Source organism: Arthrobacter sp. NPDC057013 (assembly GCF_042674585.1).
In the GTDB taxonomy this organism is placed as follows: Bacteria; Actinomycetota; Actinomycetes; order Actinomycetales; family Micrococcaceae; genus Arthrobacter.
This window is the reverse complement of the sequence record NZ_JBHUSE010000005.1, coordinates 197,864-215,740: the sequence shown is the minus strand read 5'-3', so window position 1 is coordinate 215,740 and position 17,877 is coordinate 197,864. Positions and strand designations below refer to the sequence as shown.

Annotated in this window: 17 protein-coding genes and 1 tRNA gene; 4 read left to right on the top strand and 14 right to left on the bottom strand. The window is 66.5% G+C overall.

All coding sequences use genetic code 11. The features are described 5' to 3' along the window. Positions 1 to 44: 44 nt before the first annotated feature. The 9 genes from pafA to ACFTSA_RS09695 all read right to left on the bottom strand — a co-directional run bounded on the left by pafA (position 45) and on the right by ACFTSA_RS09695 (position 9,914). On the bottom strand, positions 45 to 1,409 hold the full coding sequence (gene pafA, locus ACFTSA_RS09735) for a Pup--protein ligase (protein ID WP_331568729.1): 1,365 nt from the start codon (positions 1,407 to 1,409) through the stop codon (positions 45 to 47). A gap of 1 nt (position 1,410) precedes the next feature. Continuing rightward, positions 1,411 to 2,118, bottom strand: a complete 708-nt coding sequence (gene prcA / locus ACFTSA_RS09730) for a proteasome subunit alpha (RefSeq protein ID WP_377951064.1) — start codon at positions 2,116 to 2,118, stop codon at positions 1,411 to 1,413. Between the two features lies 1 nt (position 2,119). Further along, positions 2,120 to 2,941 carry a proteasome subunit beta gene (prcB, locus tag ACFTSA_RS09725; protein ID WP_377951062.1) on the bottom strand — a complete coding sequence of 274 codons (822 nt, stop codon included), beginning with the start codon at positions 2,939 to 2,941 and terminating at the stop codon, positions 2,120 to 2,122. Positions 2,942 to 3,024: 83 nt separating this feature from the next. Continuing rightward, positions 3,025 to 3,225: a ubiquitin-like protein Pup gene (locus ACFTSA_RS09720; RefSeq protein ID WP_331568735.1), complete on the bottom strand. Its 201-nt coding sequence runs from the start codon at positions 3,223 to 3,225 to the stop codon at positions 3,025 to 3,027. Between the two features lie 84 nt (positions 3,226 to 3,309). Continuing rightward, complete coding sequence (gene dop / locus ACFTSA_RS09715) at positions 3,310 to 4,929, bottom strand: depupylase/deamidase Dop (protein WP_377951135.1); 1,620 nt, start codon at positions 4,927 to 4,929, stop codon at positions 3,310 to 3,312. Between the two features lie 50 nt (positions 4,930 to 4,979). Next, positions 4,980 to 6,725: a proteasome ATPase gene (arc, locus tag ACFTSA_RS09710; RefSeq protein ID WP_377951134.1), complete on the bottom strand. Its 1,746-nt coding sequence runs from the start codon at positions 6,723 to 6,725 to the stop codon at positions 4,980 to 4,982. 81 nt (positions 6,726 to 6,806) lie between these two features. Then, positions 6,807 to 7,874, bottom strand: a complete 1,068-nt coding sequence (locus tag ACFTSA_RS09705; RefSeq protein ID WP_377951061.1) for a tRNA (adenine-N1)-methyltransferase — start codon at positions 7,872 to 7,874, stop codon at positions 6,807 to 6,809. A 129-nt stretch (positions 7,875 to 8,003) separates the two neighbouring features. Further along, entirely contained in the window at positions 8,004 to 9,173 is a 1,170-nt protein-coding gene (locus tag ACFTSA_RS09700; RefSeq protein WP_377951060.1) for a site-2 protease family protein, read from the bottom strand. A gap of 12 nt (positions 9,174 to 9,185) precedes the next feature. Continuing rightward, on the bottom strand, positions 9,186 to 9,914 hold the full coding sequence (locus ACFTSA_RS09695) for an HAD family hydrolase (protein ID WP_377951059.1): 729 nt from the start codon (positions 9,912 to 9,914) through the stop codon (positions 9,186 to 9,188). Between the two features lie 197 nt (positions 9,915 to 10,111). Between ACFTSA_RS09695 and ACFTSA_RS09690 the strand changes: the two genes are divergently transcribed. Then, complete coding sequence (locus ACFTSA_RS09690; protein ID WP_354259885.1) at positions 10,112 to 11,017, top strand: PAC2 family protein; 906 nt, start codon at positions 10,112 to 10,114, stop codon at positions 11,015 to 11,017. Between the two features lie 94 nt (positions 11,018 to 11,111). On the opposite strand, the gene mshC is transcribed toward ACFTSA_RS09690, so the two are convergent. Beyond that, on the bottom strand, positions 11,112 to 12,404 hold the full coding sequence (gene mshC, locus ACFTSA_RS09685) for a cysteine--1-D-myo-inosityl 2-amino-2-deoxy-alpha-D-glucopyranoside ligase (protein ID WP_377951058.1): 1,293 nt from the start codon (positions 12,402 to 12,404) through the stop codon (positions 11,112 to 11,114). Between the two features lie 15 nt (positions 12,405 to 12,419). After that, the gene (locus ACFTSA_RS09680; protein ID WP_354259890.1) at positions 12,420 to 13,253 is read right to left on the bottom strand and encodes an undecaprenyl-diphosphate phosphatase; all 834 of its coding nucleotides are present in this window, start codon (positions 13,251 to 13,253) and stop codon (positions 12,420 to 12,422) included. A 50-nt stretch (positions 13,254 to 13,303) separates the two neighbouring features. Here ACFTSA_RS09680 and ACFTSA_RS09675 point away from each other — a divergent pair, with 50 nt between their 5' ends. After that, positions 13,304 to 14,242 (top strand): aldo/keto reductase, encoded by a 939-nt coding sequence (locus tag ACFTSA_RS09675; RefSeq protein ID WP_377951057.1) that lies wholly within the window; start codon positions 13,304 to 13,306, stop codon positions 14,240 to 14,242. Positions 14,243 to 14,244: 2 nt separating this feature from the next. Here the strand turns inward: ACFTSA_RS09675 and ACFTSA_RS09670 are convergent, their stop codons facing one another. Further along, positions 14,245 to 14,508, bottom strand: coding sequence for a hypothetical protein (locus tag ACFTSA_RS09670; RefSeq protein ID WP_331568753.1), 264 nt, complete (start codon positions 14,506 to 14,508; stop codon positions 14,245 to 14,247). A gap of 39 nt (positions 14,509 to 14,547) precedes the next feature. On the opposite strand from ACFTSA_RS09670, the gene ACFTSA_RS09665 reads away from it, so the two are divergent. Continuing rightward, on the top strand, positions 14,548 to 14,781 hold the full coding sequence (locus tag ACFTSA_RS09665) for a DUF5703 family protein (RefSeq protein WP_377951055.1): 234 nt from the start codon (positions 14,548 to 14,550) through the stop codon (positions 14,779 to 14,781). Positions 14,782 to 14,841: 60 nt separating this feature from the next. Here the strand turns inward: ACFTSA_RS09665 and ACFTSA_RS09660 are convergent, their stop codons facing one another. Both ACFTSA_RS09660 and ACFTSA_RS09655 read right to left on the bottom strand, forming a co-directional pair. After that, entirely contained in the window at positions 14,842 to 16,002 is a 1,161-nt protein-coding gene (locus ACFTSA_RS09660; RefSeq protein ID WP_377951054.1) for an acyl-CoA dehydrogenase family protein, read from the bottom strand. Positions 16,003 to 16,010: 8 nt separating this feature from the next. Next, positions 16,011 to 17,315, bottom strand: coding sequence for a M20/M25/M40 family metallo-hydrolase (locus ACFTSA_RS09655; RefSeq protein WP_377951052.1), 1,305 nt, complete (start codon positions 17,313 to 17,315; stop codon positions 16,011 to 16,013). A gap of 193 nt (positions 17,316 to 17,508) precedes the next feature. Here ACFTSA_RS09655 and ACFTSA_RS09650 point away from each other — a divergent pair. Further along, positions 17,509 to 17,591: transfer RNA gene (locus ACFTSA_RS09650), tRNA-Leu, on the top strand. The last annotated feature ends 286 nt before the right edge of the window (positions 17,592 to 17,877 follow it).

The following is a 17,877-nucleotide window of genomic DNA, read 5'->3' as shown; positions in this document are numbered from 1 at the left end:
GACCGCAGAACGGCCTCTTCCAGAGTAACGCGGAAAGCCGGGTATCAGCCCATAGAGTCCAGAAGGGCGTCAACCCGCTCGTCCACGTTGCGGAACGGGTCCTTGCACAAAATGGTCTGGTGGGCGCGGTCGTTGAGCTTCAGATGGACCCAATCCACCGTGTAGTCCCGGCCCAGCTCCTGCGCCTTGCGGACGAAGTCGCCACGCAGCTTGGCGCGGGTGGTCTGCGGCGGGGCGTCCACGGCGTCCTTGATGGCTGTCTCCTCGGTCACCCGCCGGACTGCCCCGCGGGACTGGAGGAGGTAGTACAGGCCGCGGGAACGGGAGATGTCGTGGTAGGTGAGGTCCAGCTGCGCGATCCGCGGGGCGTCCAGGCCCAGGCCGTGGCGCCTGCGGTAGCTGTCCATCAGCTTCTTCTTGATTGCCCAGTCAATCTCGGTGTCAATGGTGCTGGAGTCGCCGCTTTCGATGGCACGCAGCGTCCGCCCCCACAGGTCCAGGATCAGCGGGACGTGCGGGTTGTGGGCGCCGTTTTCCTCGACGAAGGCCGTGACCTTGGTCAGGTACTCCTGCTGGATCTCCAGCGCGGTGAGCTGGCGGCCGTTGGCGAGCCGGACCAGCGCGCGGCCGCTCAGGTCATGGGAGATCTCACGGATGCTGCGGATGGGGTTTTCCATCCGCATGTCCCGCATGATCACGCCGGCTTCGATCATCCGCAGGATGAGGTCCACGGTCCCCACCTTGAGCAGCGCCGTGGTCTCGGACATGTTGGAGTCCCCGACGATCACGTGCAGCCGGCGATAGAACTCGGCGTCAGCATGCGGCTCGTCGCGGGTGTTGATGATCGGCCGGGAACGCGTGGTGGCCGAGGACACGCCTTCCCAGATGTGGTCCGCCCGCTGAGAGAACGCGTAGGTGGCCCCGTGCGGGGTCTTCAGGATCTTGCCCGCACCGGCGATGAGCTGGCGGGTGACGAGGAACGGGATGAGGATCTCGGCCAGCCGGGTGAACTCGCCGCGGCGCGGAATGAGGTAGTTCTCATGGCTGCCGTAAGAGTTGCCGGCGGAGTCGGTGTTGTTCTTGAACAGGTAGACAGTCCCGTTGAAGCCCTCGGCCGCGAGCCTGGACTGGGCCTCGTCCACGAGGTCGTCCAGGATGAGCTCCCCGGCGCGGTCATGGGCGATCAGCTGGGCGAGGTCATCGCATTCCGCGGTGGCATATTCCGGATGCGAGCCCACGTCGAGGTACAGGCGGGACCCGTTGGTGAGGAACACGTTGGAGGACCGGCCCCAGCTGACCACCTTGCGGAACAGGTAGCGGGCCACTTCCTCCGGAGCGAGGGGCCGGGAGTCCGGGCTCGAATAGGAAATCCCGAATTCGGTTTCAATGCCGAAGATCCTCTTGTCCATGTCAGCTCTCCTCAGCCAGCAGTTCCACAACGTCCTGGTCGGACAATCTGCGGAAAGCCCTCCGCGTCCCCCTGTTGCTTTCCGAACTGCGGTACAGCACCGCCACTTCCAAGGCCCTGGCCGGCAGGTCAGGTGCCTCGTTGTCCGTCACGAGGCCCCTGACGGCGAGCCGGATCGCCGCCGCGAACGACAGATCCCGCTGCCAGCCGCCCTCGATCGAACCGGACACCTTGTCCGCCTGGCCGCCCATCACGATGAAGTTGTGCTCGTCCGCGATCGAGCCGTCAAACGTCAGGCGGTAAAGGTGGTCGAGGTCCTGGCTGGCACCCACCTCGGCTACGGCGAGTTCCACCTCGAACGGCTTCTGTTCCGCGGTGAAGACGGCGCCCAGGCTCTGGGCGTAGACGCTGGCCAGTCCCCGGGCGGTGACGTCCTCGCGGTCGTAGGAATAGCCGCGGACGTCGGCGTAGCGCACGCCGGCCTGGCGGAGGCTCTCAAACTCGTTGTACTTTCCGACGGCGGCGAAGGCGATCTTGTCGTAGATCTCGCCGATCTTGTGCAGGGACGGAGACGGGTTCTCGGCCACCAGGGCGATTCCGTCCTCGCAGCTGATCACGATGACGGACCGGCCGCGGGCGATGCCTTTCCGTGCGAAATCCGCACGGTCCTTCATCAGCTGTTCGGGAGAGACATAGAACTGCTGTGTCATATCAGGCCTCCCTCCTGGCAGCTGCCCTGGACTCGATGATGTTTCCGGCCATGGCCGCGAGTTCCCGCTCGGAGACCCGCCGGGCACCTGCCCGGTTGACGGCGTAGACCACGGGCCACAGTTGCCGCACGGGGTCGGGGCCGCCGGTGGCGGAGTCGTCGTCGGCGGCGTCGTAGAGGGATTCGACAGCCACGGCTATGGCTTCCTCTTCGGGCAGGTTGGGCCGCCAAAGCTTTTTGAGGGCGCCGCGGGCGAACATTGACCCGGAGCCCACGGCGTGGTGCTCCTGTTCCTCATAGCGGCCGCCGGTCACGTCATAGGAGAAGAGCCGGCCCACGCCGGCGGCCGTGTCAAACCCTGCGAACAGCGGGACCACTGCGAGGCCCTGCAGCGCCATGGGCAGGTTGCCGCGGATCATGGCGCCCAACCGGTTCGCCTTGCCGTCCAGGCTCAGCAGCGTGCCCTCGATCTTCTCGTAGTGCTCGAGTTCCACCTGGAACAGGCGGGTCAGGTCGATCGCGATCCCTGCCGTGCCGGCGATTCCCAGGACCGAATACTGGTCGGCAGGAAAGACCTTCTCGATGTGCCGGCTGGCGATGATGTTGCCCATGGTCGCGCGGCGGTCGCCTGCCATGACGATGCCCCCGGCGTAGGTCATGGCCACGATGGTGGTGGCGTGGGGCACGGGGAGCGGCTGGCCGGCGGACGTGCCCGTGGTGAATGGTGCGTATTGGGGAAGCAGTTCCGGACGGTCGCGTTGGAGATGCTCAGTGAACGACGACGTCGCGTGGGCGGCTACCTTGTTGGCTGTTGTCTCCTGCACTGGTGCACTCCTTCAACGTGATACTTCAGCGGCTGTCCGGTCCCTCTGGCCTCCGTGCCCGGTGCGGGTGGGTCGCTGCCGGTCTACTGGCCGCCCTTTTGCACGAATGCCCGGACGAATTCCTCTGCGTTGGACTCCAGGACGCCGTCGATCTCGTCGAGGAGATCGTCAACACCCTGGGTCGACGCGGAGGCCTGGCCATCTGCGGGCGCCGGCGGTACGGGGACCTCTTCCTCGACCTCGGTGTCGCGTGGCTGTGGCTGCTGTTGCTCCTGGCCTGCCATGTCCTTCTCCTTTATCCAGTCCCCCGTTCCGGGAGGACATCTTGTATGCCCATATTGCCACGCAAAGGGCCTTTTCGGGGTGCATTATGCCGGTGGCGGAGCCGGTGCCGATCCGAGGAGTTCGGCGAGGAAGGGGCCCGCCTCGCGGTGTCTGTCAAACAGGCCGCCGGTCAAAGCTTTGGTGCCGCGCAGCGGCTCCCGGGTGGGGACGCGCTGCAGCCGTCCGTAGCCCGGGACGTCGAAAATCACCGAGTCCCAGCTGGCTCCCACCACGTCCTTGCTGAAGCTGCTGACGCAGCGTCCGCGGAAGTAGGCCCGGGTGTCCGACGGCGGTGCGGTCACCGCGGCGGCGATGTCGGCGTCGTCCACGATCCGCTGCATCCGATTCCGGGAGAGCAAGCGGTAGTAGAGCCCTTTTTCGGGGCGGAGGTCAGCCCACTGCAGGTCCACCAGGCCCAGCCGGGCGTCATCCCACTGGAGCCCGTCGCGCTGGCGGTAGCCCTCCAGGATGGAGAGCTTGGCCAGCCATTCGACCGACGTGGCCGCGGCGGCCCGGTCGCTGTCCAGCTGGGTCAGGGTGGTGGCCCAGCGCTCCAGCACGGCGTGGGTGTGGCCGTCACCGTCAACGGCATCCCCCACCCCGGTGTCCTGGGCGAGTTTGGCGGCAGCCTCGTGGTACATCCACTGCAGGTCCAGGGCAGTCACCCGCCGGCCGTCCACCAGCCTGACCTTGGTGGTCAGGGTGGTGTCGTGGCTGATGGACTGCAGTGCGGCCACCGGCTCGTGGACCTCGATCCGCGGAGCCAGGCCTGCCTCGATCAGGCTGAGCACCATGGCGGTGGTCCCGAACTTCAGGTAGTTGGACATCTGGCTCAGGTTGGCGTCGCCGATGATGACGTGCAGCCGCCGGTACTTGTCCGCCGTGGCATGGGGCTCGTCGCGGGTGTTGATAATGGGCCGCCGGATGGTGGTCTCAAGGCCCACCTCCGCCTCGAAAAAGTCCGCCCGCTGGCTCATCTGGTAGCCGGGCCGGGAACTGTCCTGGCTTAGGCCCACCCGCCCCGAGCCGCAGATGATCTGCCGCGACACGAAGAACGGGGTCAGTCCGCGGACAATGTCGCCGAACGGCACGGACCGCGGCATGAGGTAGTTCTCGTGCGACCCGTAGGACACGGACTTGTTGTCCGTGTTGTTCTTATAGAGGTTGACGGCGGGAAGTTCCGTGTCGCTGGCCAGCCTGCGGACGGCAGCCAGGCCCACGAGGTCACCGGCCGCGTCCCAGGTCACTGCCGCCGTGGGGTTGGTGACCTCCGGGCTGGAGTACTCGGGGTGGGCATGGTCCACGTAGAGGCGTGCCCCGTTGCCGAGCACCATGTTCATCAGCAGTGAGCCCGATTCGTCCTCGCCGTCGAGCTCAAGCTCCTCCCGGCCGTAGGCAAGCGCCACGGCTTCAGCGTCGAGCACCGGCGGCTGGTCCGTCAGCTGGCTCGGGTGGGCCTGGCCGCGTTCCAAAGTCCAGCCGCGGGCGTCGTGCAGCGGCTCTTCGTCCGTGTAGTCCCAGCGGGTTTCGGCGCCGCCGGCGGCCCGCAGCCGGGTCACCTGGGCGTAAGCCTGGACCACCCGTGCGGACATCATGGTGGCATTGGCTCCCGGAGCGGCCGGCGCGTGAATCCCGTATTCGGTTTCTGACCCCATGACCCGCATGGCGCCACCGGCCGGCAGGCCACCTCCCAGCGCTGATTCGGAGCCGGCCGTCACAGGTACTGGCCCGTGTTGGGCATGGTCTCGATGGATTTGCCGGGCTCCTGGCCGGCCTTGCCCTGGACGATGGTGCGGATATAAGTGATGCGCTCACCCTTCTTGCCGGAGATGCGTGCCCAGTCATCGGGGTTGGTGGTGTTGGGCATGTCCTCGTGCTCGCGGAACTCATCGACGACGGCACGCAGCAGGTGGTCGATGCGCAGGCCCTTCTGCTGAGTAGTCAGGAGGTCCTTGATGGCGTACTTCTTGGCACGGTCCACGACGTTCTGGACCACGGCCCCGGAGTTGAAGTCCTTGAAGTAGAGCATCTCGGTGTCGCCGTTGGCGTAGGTGACTTCCAGGAACTCGTTGGATTTCTCCGTCGAGTACATCGACTCCACTGTCCGCTGGACCATGGCATCGACGGTCGCCAGCACATCGCCGTCGTGCTCCACCAGGTCATCCTCGTGGAAGGGCAGGTCCGGGGTGATGTATTTCCTGAAGATGTCCGCGGCGGCCTCGGCGTCGGGGCGCTGGATCTTGACCTTCACGTCAAGGCGGCCCGGGCGCAGGATGGCGGGGTCGATCATGTCCTCGCGGTTGGAGGCACCGATGACAATGACGTTGTCCAGCCGCTCCACGCCGTCGATCTCGCTCAGCAGCTGCGGCACGATCGTGGTTTCGACGTCGGAGGAGATGCCCGTGCCGCGGGTGCGGAACAGCGAATCCATCTCGTCGAAGAAGACCACCACCGGGCTGCCGTCCGAGGCCTTTTCGCGGGCCCGGGAGAAGATCAGCCGGATGTGGCGTTCGGTTTCGCCGACGTACTTGTCGAGGAGTTCGGGGCCCTTGATGTTCAGGAAGTAGCTCTTCAGGTCAACGTTGCCCGAGCGTTCCGCTGCGCGTGCGGCCAGCGAGTTTGCCACTGCCTTGGCGATGAGGGTCTTGCCGCAGCCCGGAGGGCCGTAGAGCAGGATGCCCTTGGGCGCCTTGAGCCCGTGCTCGCGGTACAGGTCCGGGTGCAGGAACGGCAGTTCGATGGCGTCCCGGATCTGTTCGATCTGCGGGCCCAGTCCACCGATGTCCTCGTAGGTGATGTCCGGGACTTCCTCCAGGACGAGGTTTTCGACCTCGGAGCGCGGGACCTTTTCGAGGGCGTACCCGGTGCGGGAATCGATGGACAAGGCGTCGCCCACCCGCAGCTTCTCGCTCAGCAGCGGACCGGCGAGCCGGATGACGCGTTCCTCGTCGGCACGGCCCAGCACCAGGGCGCGGTCCGGACCGAGCAGTTCCTTGAGCGTGACGAGTTCGCCGGCGCGCTCATAGCCAAGGCCGGCCACCACCAGGAGCGCCTCGTTGAGAAGGACTTCCTGGCCGACGGCCAGCTGGTTGATGTTGACCAGAGGGCTGATGCCAACCCGCATCTTGCGTCCGGCGTTGAAAATGTCCACCGATTCCTCGGTGGCTGCCTGGCCGCTGCCTGTGGGCTGCCGCCGCGGGTTCAGCTGGAGGATGGTGCCGAAGCTGTACGGCGGCTGCCCCTCCTGGTCCAGGGCGTTCTTCAGCCGGAGTATTTCGGCCTTGGCAGTTTCCAGCATCGCCACGAGCTTGGTGTTGTTTTGCGTGGCAGCTGCCAGTTGGCGGTCGATATGCCTCAGTTTGTCCCTAAGGATATTGACCTGCCGGTCCGCGAAAGACAGTTCGTTGGCGCCAGCCTGTTCAGCCGGCGTTGGCACGGAGTCGTTGTTTGGAGTCTCCATGGTCATCAGCCCCTTCCTGCGCTTCTCTTAAGACCATAGCCCCAAGTTGGCTGGTAGAGCCGACGACATCCGAAATACGGACTAGTTTGTGATCTCCGGATCGTCCTTCACGTTGGTGCCGGCGATGGCGTCCCGCGCGGCCCGGCGGAGCTTCTTGTCCGAGACGAGGCGCTCCCCTACGGCGCCGGGTGTCCAGGCGTTGACGTCCTCCTCGTTGAAGTCGGTCTTGGAGGGGCGCCGCTTAACGGAGATGCCGGTGACGCCGTCGGCGAGCCGCCGGGTGACCAGCAGGAAACCGGTGTGGGCCACCATGCGGTGGTCCGGGCGGACGGCGAGTCCTTCGAGGTGCCAGCCGCGGACCATGGATTCCCAGGCGTCCGGTTCGGTGAAGCGGCCGTCAGCGCGGATGGCCTCCGCCGTGCGGGAGAGCTGGGTGACGGTGGCGACGTAGTTGATCCACACGCCGCCGGGGGCCAGGACGGTGGCCACGGCGTCGAGGCATTCCCAGGGTGCCAGCATGTCCAGGACCACGCGGTCGATGGAGCCTGGCTCTTCAGCGCGGACCACTTCCTCCTGGAAGTCCCCGAGGGAGATCTGCCACGCCGGGTGTGGGCCGCCGAAAATGGTCTCCACGTTGCCGCGGGCGATGGCCGCGAATTCCTCGCGGCGTTCGAAGGAGTGCAGGTAGCCCTGGTCCCCCACCGCACGCAGCAGCGAGATGGAGAGTGCGCCTGAGCCCACGCCTGCTTCCACCACGCGGGCACCGGGGAAGATGTCGGCCATGGTGATGATCTGGCCCGCGTCCTTGGGGTAGACCACGGCCGCGCCGCGGGGCATGGACAGGACGAAGTCGGACAGCAGCGGGCGGAGCGTCTGGTACTGCTGGCCGACGTTGTTGACCACCACCGAGCCGTCCACCTTGCCGATGATGTCATCGTGGTTGAGGAAGCCCCGGTGGGTGTGGAAGGCTCCGCCGGACTCGAGGCTGATGGTGTTCATCCGCCCGCGCTCGTCCGTCAGCTGGACCCGTTCGCCTTCGCGGAAGGGGCCGCGCCGCCGGGCAGCGCCCACCGGCTGGTCCGCCGTCCCGGCTGCAGTGCCGGAGGAAAGGCCCGTGCTGGTTCCGTTGGCGGCAGATTCGCTGCTCATGACTGTGTCCTCGCTCCTGTGAAAGCTGTGTTGGCGTGCACCGTGGCGGTCAGGCAGGGCGCCGTGCACCCGCTGCCGATTTCACGACCGGCACGTAACTCTACCGGTTCCGGCCGTGCCGGCGCGTGTTTAGCGGGGGGCCTTGCCTGTTATGGCCGTCACCACTGTGGACTGCCGCAGCAGTCCTGTGACCCGGCCGTTGTGGTCGACCACCGCGTAGTCGTGTCCTTCGAGCTGCGCCAGGTACTGCAGCAACTCCTGCCCCTTGGACCATTCCGGCACGTAGGCGCCGGCTCCGAGGGGGTAGGCGACCGCTCCGGCGGGGGTGCTGCCGGCTACCTGGGCCGGTACGGCGGCCAAGGCCGCGGGGTCCACCACGCTGTTGGGCCTGCCGTCCGGAGCGCACAGCACGACGGCGTTTCGGCCGCCTGCTGATACCCCCAGGACGTCGCTGACGCTGCCCGTTTCGGGAAGGCCGACGGCGGGTTCGGCCAGCGCAGCGGCGCTCACCAGATGGAGCCTGCCGCGCAGGCGGCCCTGCTGGATCGATGCGGAGGCGCCCATCCACAGGAAACCGCCGACCAGGACGGTGATGAGCAGCATGCTGGTGTCCGGAACGTCCCCGCTGAGCAGCGGCCGGACCAAGAACCACAGGCCCAGCGCGATGACGATGATGCGTCCACCCCAGCCCGCGGCGACGGTGCCTTTGGCATGGCTGCCGGTTGCCTTCCAGACGGCGGATTCCACTAGGCGGCCGCCGTCCAGCGGCAGCCCGGGCAGCACGTTGAAGATGCCGATCACGAGGTTCGCCCAGAAGAAGATGTTCAGGAGGGTGTCCGCCACGCCGGACAGTCCGCCCGAGGAGATCACCAGCCAGGCCGCCCCTGCGAGCACAAAGTTGGCGGCGGGCCCGGCCATGGCCACCAGCACGGATCGTCCTGGGGTGGCGGTGAAGCTTTCAAACTGGGTGTGGCCGCCCCAAAGGTTGAGCACGATTTTCTCGCTGGGCCAGCCGTAGATCTTGGCCGTCAGCGCGTGCGCGAGTTCGTGGACGAGCACCGAGAGCAGGAGCAACAGCGCGTAGGCGAACGCTACGTAGTACGCCCCGATGCCCAGTGACGGGGTGCCGTGCTGCAGCACGGGTCCATACACGATCACCGTGAAGCCGGCGATGATGAACCATGAGTAGGCCAGGATGATGGGAATGCCGGCGATCCGGCCGAGCGGGATTCCCTCCCGGCGGCTGGCGGGGGCTTGCACGTTCGGGGACTGCTGACCGGATCCCGCGGGCTCAGACACGTTCCGGGCTCCTTAGCTGACGTTCTCGAAAGCTGCCGCCGGTTCGCCCGAGCCGAGGCGGAGACGGACCAGTTCCTCCAGTTCGGCCACCGAGCGGTCCGCGAGGGTATCCCAGGTGGTCCTGCGGGCGTCCTCCGGCAGCGGCACCAGGTGCGGAATGGCCACCGTGACGACACCCGACGCCACGGCAGCGGCAACACCTGGCCCCGAGTCCTCCAGGGCCACACAGTGGTCGGCGGTGAGGTCGGGGTCCTGCTGCTTCAGCAGGTCCACAGCCTTGAGGTACGCCTCCGGGTGCGGCTTGCCCTTGGTCACGGTGTCGCCGGTGACGAGGAACTCGAAGTAGGACCGGGGAAGGCTGGCCACAATCTCGCGGGCCAGCGGTGCCTCTGACATGGTCACAAGGGCACAACGCACGCCGGCGCTGAAAAGTTCATCCAGCAGTTCGCGGGCCCCGGGACGCCACGGCACATTCTCCCGGACGCGGCTGATCACCTGCGTGGTGAGGGTATCGATGATCTCGCGGATCTCCAGCCGCACGCCGGCGCGCTGGAGGATGCCGGCCGAGTGGACCAGCGATTGCCCGACGAGCTGCATGGCCTGTTCGTGCGACCACGTCCCCCCGTAGGCTTCGACAAGGTTGTGCTCGGCTTCGATCCAGTACGGTTCGGTGTCAACGATGGTGCCGTCCATGTCCCATAAAACGGCTTTGAGCAAGGGCTGGGTGGCGGCAGATTCCATACGTTCCACTGTACCGGGCCGCCCGGCGGAGCCCTGCCGCGGGCCCCGCGCGTACGCCGTCGGCGAATATCCGCGCCGCGCCTGCAGGGGCGACCGAGTGGGTGACCCGCAGGAATGCCCGTGGGTACAGGGGTTTGTCCGGATCTGCGGCGGTTCGTTCTATGCAACAGCAACACTTGTGGACGTAGGGTGAAGGGATGAATAGCTTCGAGGGAGACACCAACGAACCGGGCACCGCGCCTGAGACGGAGCAGCTGCTGCAGCCTGTTCCCGAAGGTCAGCGCATTACTGTGATGCTGGCAGCGTTCGAGGGCTGGAATGACGCGGGGGAAGCCGCCAGTGATGCGCTCCGTTATCTCAACAAGCTGTGGGGCGGGAAGAAGGTAGCGTCCATCGACGCCGACGAGTACTACGACTTCCAGTTCACCCGGCCCACCGTCCGCCGCACTTCCTCCGGCGAACGCAAGATCAAGTGGCCGTCCACGCGGATCTACAAGGCCAGCGCTCCCGGCACCAACGTGGACGTGATTTTCATCCAGGGAACCGAACCGTCCTATAAGTGGCGCGCGTATACGGCGGAACTGCTGGTTCACGCCGAGGCGCTTCACGTTGACTACGTGGTCCTGGTGGGAGCGCTCCTGGCGGACGTGCCGCACAGCCGCCCCATCCCGGTCAGCACCTCCACCGACGACAGTGCACTCCGGGAACGGCTCAACCTCGAAGCCTCACAGTATGAAGGGCCCGTCGGGATCGTGGGCGTACTGTCCGAGGTGTCCCTGCTCGCCGGCATCCCCACGGTCTCGCTCTGGGCCGCGGTGCCGCACTACGTAGCCCAGGCCCCGTCGCCCAAGGCACAGCTGGCGCTGCTGCACCGCATCGAGGAGCTGCTTCAGGTTCCCCTGGACACGCACGAACTGGCCGAGGAGGCCGAGGCGTGGGAGCGCGGCGTCAACGAACTGGCCACCGAGGATCCCGAAATTGCCGCGTACGTGCGCCAGCTGGAGGAGGCCAAGGACACCGCCGACCTGCCCGAGGCCAGCGGTGAATCCATTGCGCGCGAGTTTGAGCGCTACCTGAAGCGGCGGGGCAAGGACAAGCCCTGAGGGCCCGCACGGCTGGGGCTCCGCCGTTTCGACGGTTCCCTGCCCGTTAGACGTTGCGGAACGTCGTGCGGGCAGGGAACCGTCGAAACGGGCGTTAGAGTTCGACGCCGAGGAGCGCGTTGAAGGCGTCGCGCACCAAAGCCTGGTCTGCTTCAGATGCGTTGCCCGTGGCATTAGGGGCAGTGTTGCCAAGCGCGGCGTCTGCCCATTGGTCGACGGCCGCCAGGGCTGACGGGGCATCCAGGTCGTTGGCAAGGGCTTCGCGCATGTGCCCGACCAGTTCCGGGGCGGTTCCGGCGGGCGCGGCGGCCAGCGCTGAACGCCACCGTTCGAGGCGTGCCTTCGCCTGCTCGAAGCCTTCCGCCGTCCAGGACCAGTCGGACCGGTAGTGGTGCGCCAGGATGGCAAGGCGGATGGCCGCGGGTTCTTCGCCGGCAGCGCGGAGCCTGGAGACGAGGACCAGGTTGCCCTTGGACTTGGACATCTTTTCGCCGTCCAGGCCCACCATGCCGGCGTGGGCGAAGTGCTCGGCGAGGGGAACACCGGACAGTGAGTAGGCGTGCCCGGCGCCCATTTCGTGGTGCGGGAAGACCAGGTCCGAGCCGCCGCCCTGCACGGTGAATGGAGCGGGGAGGTACTTCTGGGCTATCACGGTGCACTCGATGTGCCAGCCGGGGCGGCCCTCCCCCAGCTCGCCGCCGGGCCAGCTGGGCTCGCCGTCGCGGGCGACGCGCCACAGCAGGGGGTCGAGGGCCTGGCGCTTGCCTGCCCTGCCGGGGTCGCCGCCCCGCTCGGCAAACAGCTCCAGCATCTCGGCTTCGGGCAGTCCGGAGACGGCGCCGAGCGTCCAGGCGTCCACGCCGACGGCGTGCTTGCTGGCAGCTTCGACGTCGTAATAGACGTCGCCGTCGGGCTCACCCGGGGTGCCGGTGACGCGGTAGGCGAGCCCCTGGTGCAGGAGCCGTTCAACCGCAGGCACGATTAGCGGCATGGCTTCGACGGCACCCACGTAATGGTCGGGGGCGATGACGTTGAGGGCTTCCATGTCGGTACGGAAAAGCTCGATCTGGCTCTCGGCCAGTTCGCGCCAGTCGACGCCTGTGGCCTCGGCACGCTCCAGCAGCGGGTCATCGACGTCGGTGATGTTCTGGACGTACTCAACCTGCTGCCCGCCGTCGCGCCAGGCGCGGTTCAGAAGGTCAAACGCTATGTAGCTGGCAGCGTGCCCCATGTGGGTCGCGTCATACGGGGTGATCCCGCAGACATACATCGACTTTTCGCCATCGGCATTCAGGGTTACAGCGCGGCCTGCGGTTGTATCAAACAAGCGGACCGCGGGCATTTCCCCCGGCAGGACAGGCACGGGGCGGGAGATCCAGGACTTCACAGACCAAGCCTAGTGCTAGGCGCTGATGACATTGAAACCGAGCAGCAGGTACAGGGCGAGGCCCAGGAAGATGCGGTACCAGACAAACAGCCGGTAGCTGCGCGTTGAGATGAACTTCAGGAACCAGCCGATGATGACGTAGCCGATCGCAAACGCAATCACCGTCGCCAGGGCTGTCTCCCCCAGGCCGAAGGGGCCGCTCACGCCGTCCTTGGCCACCACCTTGAAGAGCTGGTAAAGGCCGCTGCCGAAAACCGCGGGGATGGCGAGGAGGAAGGAGTAGCGTGCGGCGGCTTCACGCGTGTAGCCCATGAGGAGCCCGGCGGTGATGGTGCCGCCGGAGCGGGAAACACCAGGAATCAGGGCCATGGCCTGGGCGAAGCCGTAGAGGATGCCGTGCTTGTAGGTGAGCCTGGAGAGGTCCCGGTCCTGCTTGCCGACGGCGTCGGCCACGGCGAGGATCAGGCCGAAGACGATCAGCATGGTGGCAACGATCCACAGGCTACGCAGGACTGATTCGATCTGGTCCTGGAACAGCAGGCCGAGGACAATGATGGGCAGGCTGCCCAGAATCACCAGCCAGCCCATCCGGGCGTCCGGGTCCTGGCGCGGGACCCGCCCGGTCAGGGAGCCGAACCAGGCCTTCACGATCCGGACGATGTCCCGCCAGAAGTAGACGATGACGGCTGTCTCGGTGCCGAGCTGCGTGATGGCGGTGAAGGCCGCGCCGGGGTCCGCCGCATTCGGCAGGAAGGAGCCCACAATCCGGAGGTGGGCGCTCGATGAAATCGGTAGGAATTCGGTCAGTCCCTGCACAAGACCCAGCAGGGCCGCTTCAATCCAGTTCACGCTAAGACCCTACGTCATGTGGCGGGTGGTTTCCCCGTAAGCTAGCTGCTATGCAGCAGCGTTACATCGGCAACAGCGGGCTCCGCGCCTCCTCCCTCTCCCTGGGCACCATGTCGTGGTCCCGTGAAACGGACGAGCAGGACGCCTCGGAGCTGCTGCGCACCTTTGTGGAAGCCGGCGGGACGCTCGTGGACACTGCGGCCTCCTATGCGGACGGCCAGGCTGAAGCCATGCTCGGGTCGATGCTGGGCGACGTCGTCTCCCGCACGGAAGTGGTCATTTCCACCAAAGCCGGGGTGTCGCCGTCGGACGGGCGGCAGCGGGTGGACGCGTCACGGAACGCCATGCTGTCCGGACTGGATGCCAGCCTGGCGCGGCTCGGCACCGACTACGTGGATCTCTGGTTCGCCCAGGCATGGGACCCCAACGTCCCGCTTGAGGAGACGTTGTCCGCCCTCGACTTCGCCGTCCGCAGCGGACGGGCCCGCTATGCGGGAATCGCCAACTACAACGGCTGGCAGACCGCCAAGGCCGCCGCCATCGCCGGAGTCCCGCTCGTGGCCAACCAGTCAGAGTACTCGCTCCTGCGCCGCAGGCCCGAGGCGGAACTGGTGCCGGCCATTGAGGACGCGGGCCTGGGGCTGATGGCCTGGGCGCCGCTGGGCCGCGGCGTCCTCACTGGCAAGTACCGCGGTCATGTGCCCGCCGATTCCAGGGCGGCCGGCACCCGGCTGGCCAACTACGTGGAGCCCTACCTTGAGCAGCCCTCGTCGCAGGTGGTCGAGGCTGTTGCCATGGCCGCCCGCGGACTGGGCCGTTCGTCGCTGGACGTGGCGCTCAGCTGGCTGCTGTCCCAACACGGAGTGGCTACCGCCATCGTGGGTGCCCGCACGCCGGTCCAGCTCAAGGAAATCCTGGACGCACAGCTCACGCCGCTGCCGGCGGAAATAGCACGTGCGCTCGAGGATGTCTCCAGCAGCCTGGCCTAGGGTTACTCTTCGACGATTTCGAGATCCTCGTCGTCGACTTCGCCCTCTTCCTCTTCGTCTTCCTCGTCATCGAAAACCTGGAGCGGCGTCACTTCGTTGTAGGCCTCATAGAGGGCGTCCTCATAGACTTCGAAGGCATCGGCAACTGCGAAGAATGCCGTCTCCACTGAGGGGTCACCATCCCCGCGGCGGGCCGAGGCGGCTGCAAGGTGTTCTTCCAAAGCGGCAGTCAAGGACTGAAGCGCGACACGCGGATCGATGCTCATGCCTTCACGTTAGCGGGAAATGGACGAAAATGGAGAGCAATGAAGGAACATTTTCTGACCAGCTCGGTCCGGCGGGAACGGGACTACGCACGGCAATACGAGTACCTCGTATTGACCGTCGGTCCTGAGGATTCCCTGCCCGAAGCCCGGCGCAGGCTCGTGGAACATTCCGAGTACGGCAAGTGGGAACTCGAGCGCAGCAGGTTGTACGTGGGCGGAGGCAGGCGCTTCTGGCTGCGCCGCCGGGTCACGCACGTGCAGCGCACCGTTTAGGCCGCTCCGGCCTCCCGGGCGCGCACCGCGATGGTGCGCGCCCGCTTTGTGTTGCCCCGGCTAGTCGTCCAGCGGGCCCAGCCAGGCGTTGGCCACGGTGTTGTGGGCCGACTCGTCGTCTGAGGGGTGGAACATGCCGGCCAGGACGTCCCGGTACAGCCGCTCCAGTTCCGAACCGCGGAAGTAGCTGGAGCCGCCGGAGACCCGGATGGCAAGGTCCACCACTGTCCGCGCCGTTTCCGTGGCCCGGACCTTGACGCCTACGAGCTTGGGAAACCACTGGCTGCCGTGGTCCGCCACGCGGTCCACATCGCCGGCCACGACCGAAAGCTGGGGGTAGAGCGCATCCATGGCCAGGGCGGCCTCGGCCACCTTCCACCTGATATCGGGATCCTGCGCCAGGCTCCGGCCACCGTTCTTGAACGATGTCCGGCGTCTGGCGGCTTCCACGGCAAGCACGAGGGCCCGCTCGCCGATGCCCCCATAGACAGCGGCAAGCAGCGTCTCGAAGCACGCGAAGATCGCAAAGATCAGCGGATCCGCGTTGGGACCCACCGGGAGCTTGCGGAAGATGCGGCCGGGCGGGACGACGGCACCGTCCAGGACGGTGGTGTTGGACTGGCTGGCCCGCATGCCCAGCGTGTTCCAGTCCTCCAGGATCCGGTAGCCGGGCGTGTCCCGGCGGATGAACCCGTGCACCAGTTCGCCGTCGCCGTCGCGTGCGGCAGGGTCCTTCCCGAAGATGCCCAGGCGCGTCCAGGCCGGCGAGAGGCTCGTGAAGATCTTGGTGCCCGTGAACGAGTACCCGCCGTCCGGCAGGGGCCTTGCCTCCGTCAGCGAATCGAACAGAACGGAGTCGTTGCCGGCCTCGGAGTTGCCGAAGGCGAAGATCTCCCCCGCCGCTGCCTCCTGCAGCACGAAGTCCAGGGAAGAGTCGCCGCGTGCAGCGAGGACGCGGGCCACCCCTGTCCAGACCAGGTGCATGTTGACAGCCAGCGCGGTGGCTGGAGCCGCCGTCGCCAACCGCCGCTGGCAGCTGACCGCCGCCTCCAGGCCAAGACCCGCCCCGCCGTCGGACTCCGGCACGAAAAGCTTCAGGTACCCGGCGGCGGCGAGCTCTTCCAGATCCTCTGTGAAAAAGCGGTTCTGCTGGTCGTAGTCCGCAGCCCGCCCCCGGATCCGTTCGAGCAGGCTGTCGGGCAGCAGCTGTTCCGGTTCCACCGCGAGCCTCAGTAGTTGGTGAGCAGAGTGTTCAGGACGCGGGCCCCGAACTTCAGCGATTCCGCCGGAACCCGTTCGTCGACGCCGTGGAACATGCCGGTGAAGTCGAGGTCGTCCGGCAGCTGAAGGGGTGCGAAGCCATAGCCGGTGATGCCGAGCTTGCTGAGCGACTTGTTGTCGGTGCCGCCGGACAGGGTGTACGGGAGGACCTTCGCGCCCGGGTCTTCGGAGTGCAGGGCATCGATCATGGAGTCGACCAGGTTGCCGGCGAACGGCACCTCAAGGGATACATCGTTATGCACGTAGCTGACGTCGACGCCGCTTCCCGCCAGCTCTTTGACGATCTCCAGGACCTGGTCCTGCTGGCCCGGGAGGGTCCGGCAGTCCACGAGGGCCTCGGCGGACTCCGGGATGACGTTGTGCTTGTAACCGCCGCCCAGCAGCGTCGGGTTGGATGTGTTCTGCAGCGTGGCCCCCACGAAGCGGGCCACCGTGCCCAGTTCCTTTAGGAGCAGCTCCGGATTGTCGGGATCGAATTCGACGCCGGTCATTTCCGTCACGCCGTCCAGGAACTGGCGCGTGGTGGCGGTCAGCTCGATGGGCCACTGGTACTCACCGATGCGGGTCACGGCGCCGGCGAGCCGGGTGATGGCATTGTCGGTATTGATCTGCGAGCCGTGGCCGGCGCGGCCGTGCGCCACGAGCCGCAGCCAGGAGATGCCCTTTTCGGCCGTCTGCAGCAGATAGGCGCGCTGGCCGCCGATGGTGGTCGAGAAGCCGCCCACTTCGGAAATGGCCTCGGTGGCACCCTCGAACAGCTCGGGCCGGTGCTTCACCGCGTACTGGGCGCCGTGCACGCCGCCCGCCTCTTCGTCGGCAAAGAACGCGAAGACGATGTCCCGCTTGGGCTTGCGCCCGGTGCGGGCGAAGTTCCGCAGGACGGACAGGATCATTGCATCCATGTCCTTCATGTCCACGGCGCCGCGGCCCCAGATCAGGCCGTCCTTGAGCTCGCCGCCGAAGGGGTCCACAGACCACTGTTCACGCAGGGCGGGCACCACGTCCAGGTGGCCGTGGACCACGAGGGCGCTGGCGGAGGGGTCCTCGCCCGCCATCCGGGTGACCACGCTCGCCCGGCCCGGCTCCGATTCGAAGATTTCCGCCTCCAGGCCCACCTCGCTGATCAGGCCTGCGGTGTATTCGGCCGCCGCACGTTCGCCGGGACCCGAGCCATCCCCGTAGTTGGATGAATCGATGCGGATGAGCTCCTGGCAGATGGTGACGACTTCATCCTCTGGCCGAACGTGAGACATTGATCACTCCTTATAGCTGGGGAAACGCGGGTTCTTGCGGGTTGTGGCGGCTTTTGGCTGCCGGAACACCTTGGTTCAGCCTACCCAGTCGGCTCGATTCCAACTTTCCGGAAAGTTCGTGTTAGAGTTTTTCTCGCTGCTTCGGAGAGAAGCGAACCGCTGAAAGGCGGAGAGAGACCTTCGAAATCCACCTGCGCGGGTGGCGGAATGGCAGACGCGCTAGCTTGAGGTGCTAGTCCTCGAAAGGGGGTGGGGGTTCAAGTCCCCCTCCGCGCACAAAGGGAAAACCCCGGGAATCCAATGGATTCCCGGGGTTTTTTCGTTTCGCTCAGAGCGGCGGGAATGTACCCGTCATGTAGAGCCCACACCTGGACCCGGCGGTGCCGGACTTGGCCGGGCGCCCGTGCTGGTGCCCGGACCGGCGGCCCGGAAAACGCACTGAAGATGACCAAGCAAGACAGGCGCGTTACCGACTGTTACGGCACTGTCCACGCTCTTCCCGAGCGCCGCTGACGGGCGTACAAAGGAACTGGAGGGCAACGTTTGTAACCTGCGCCTCACC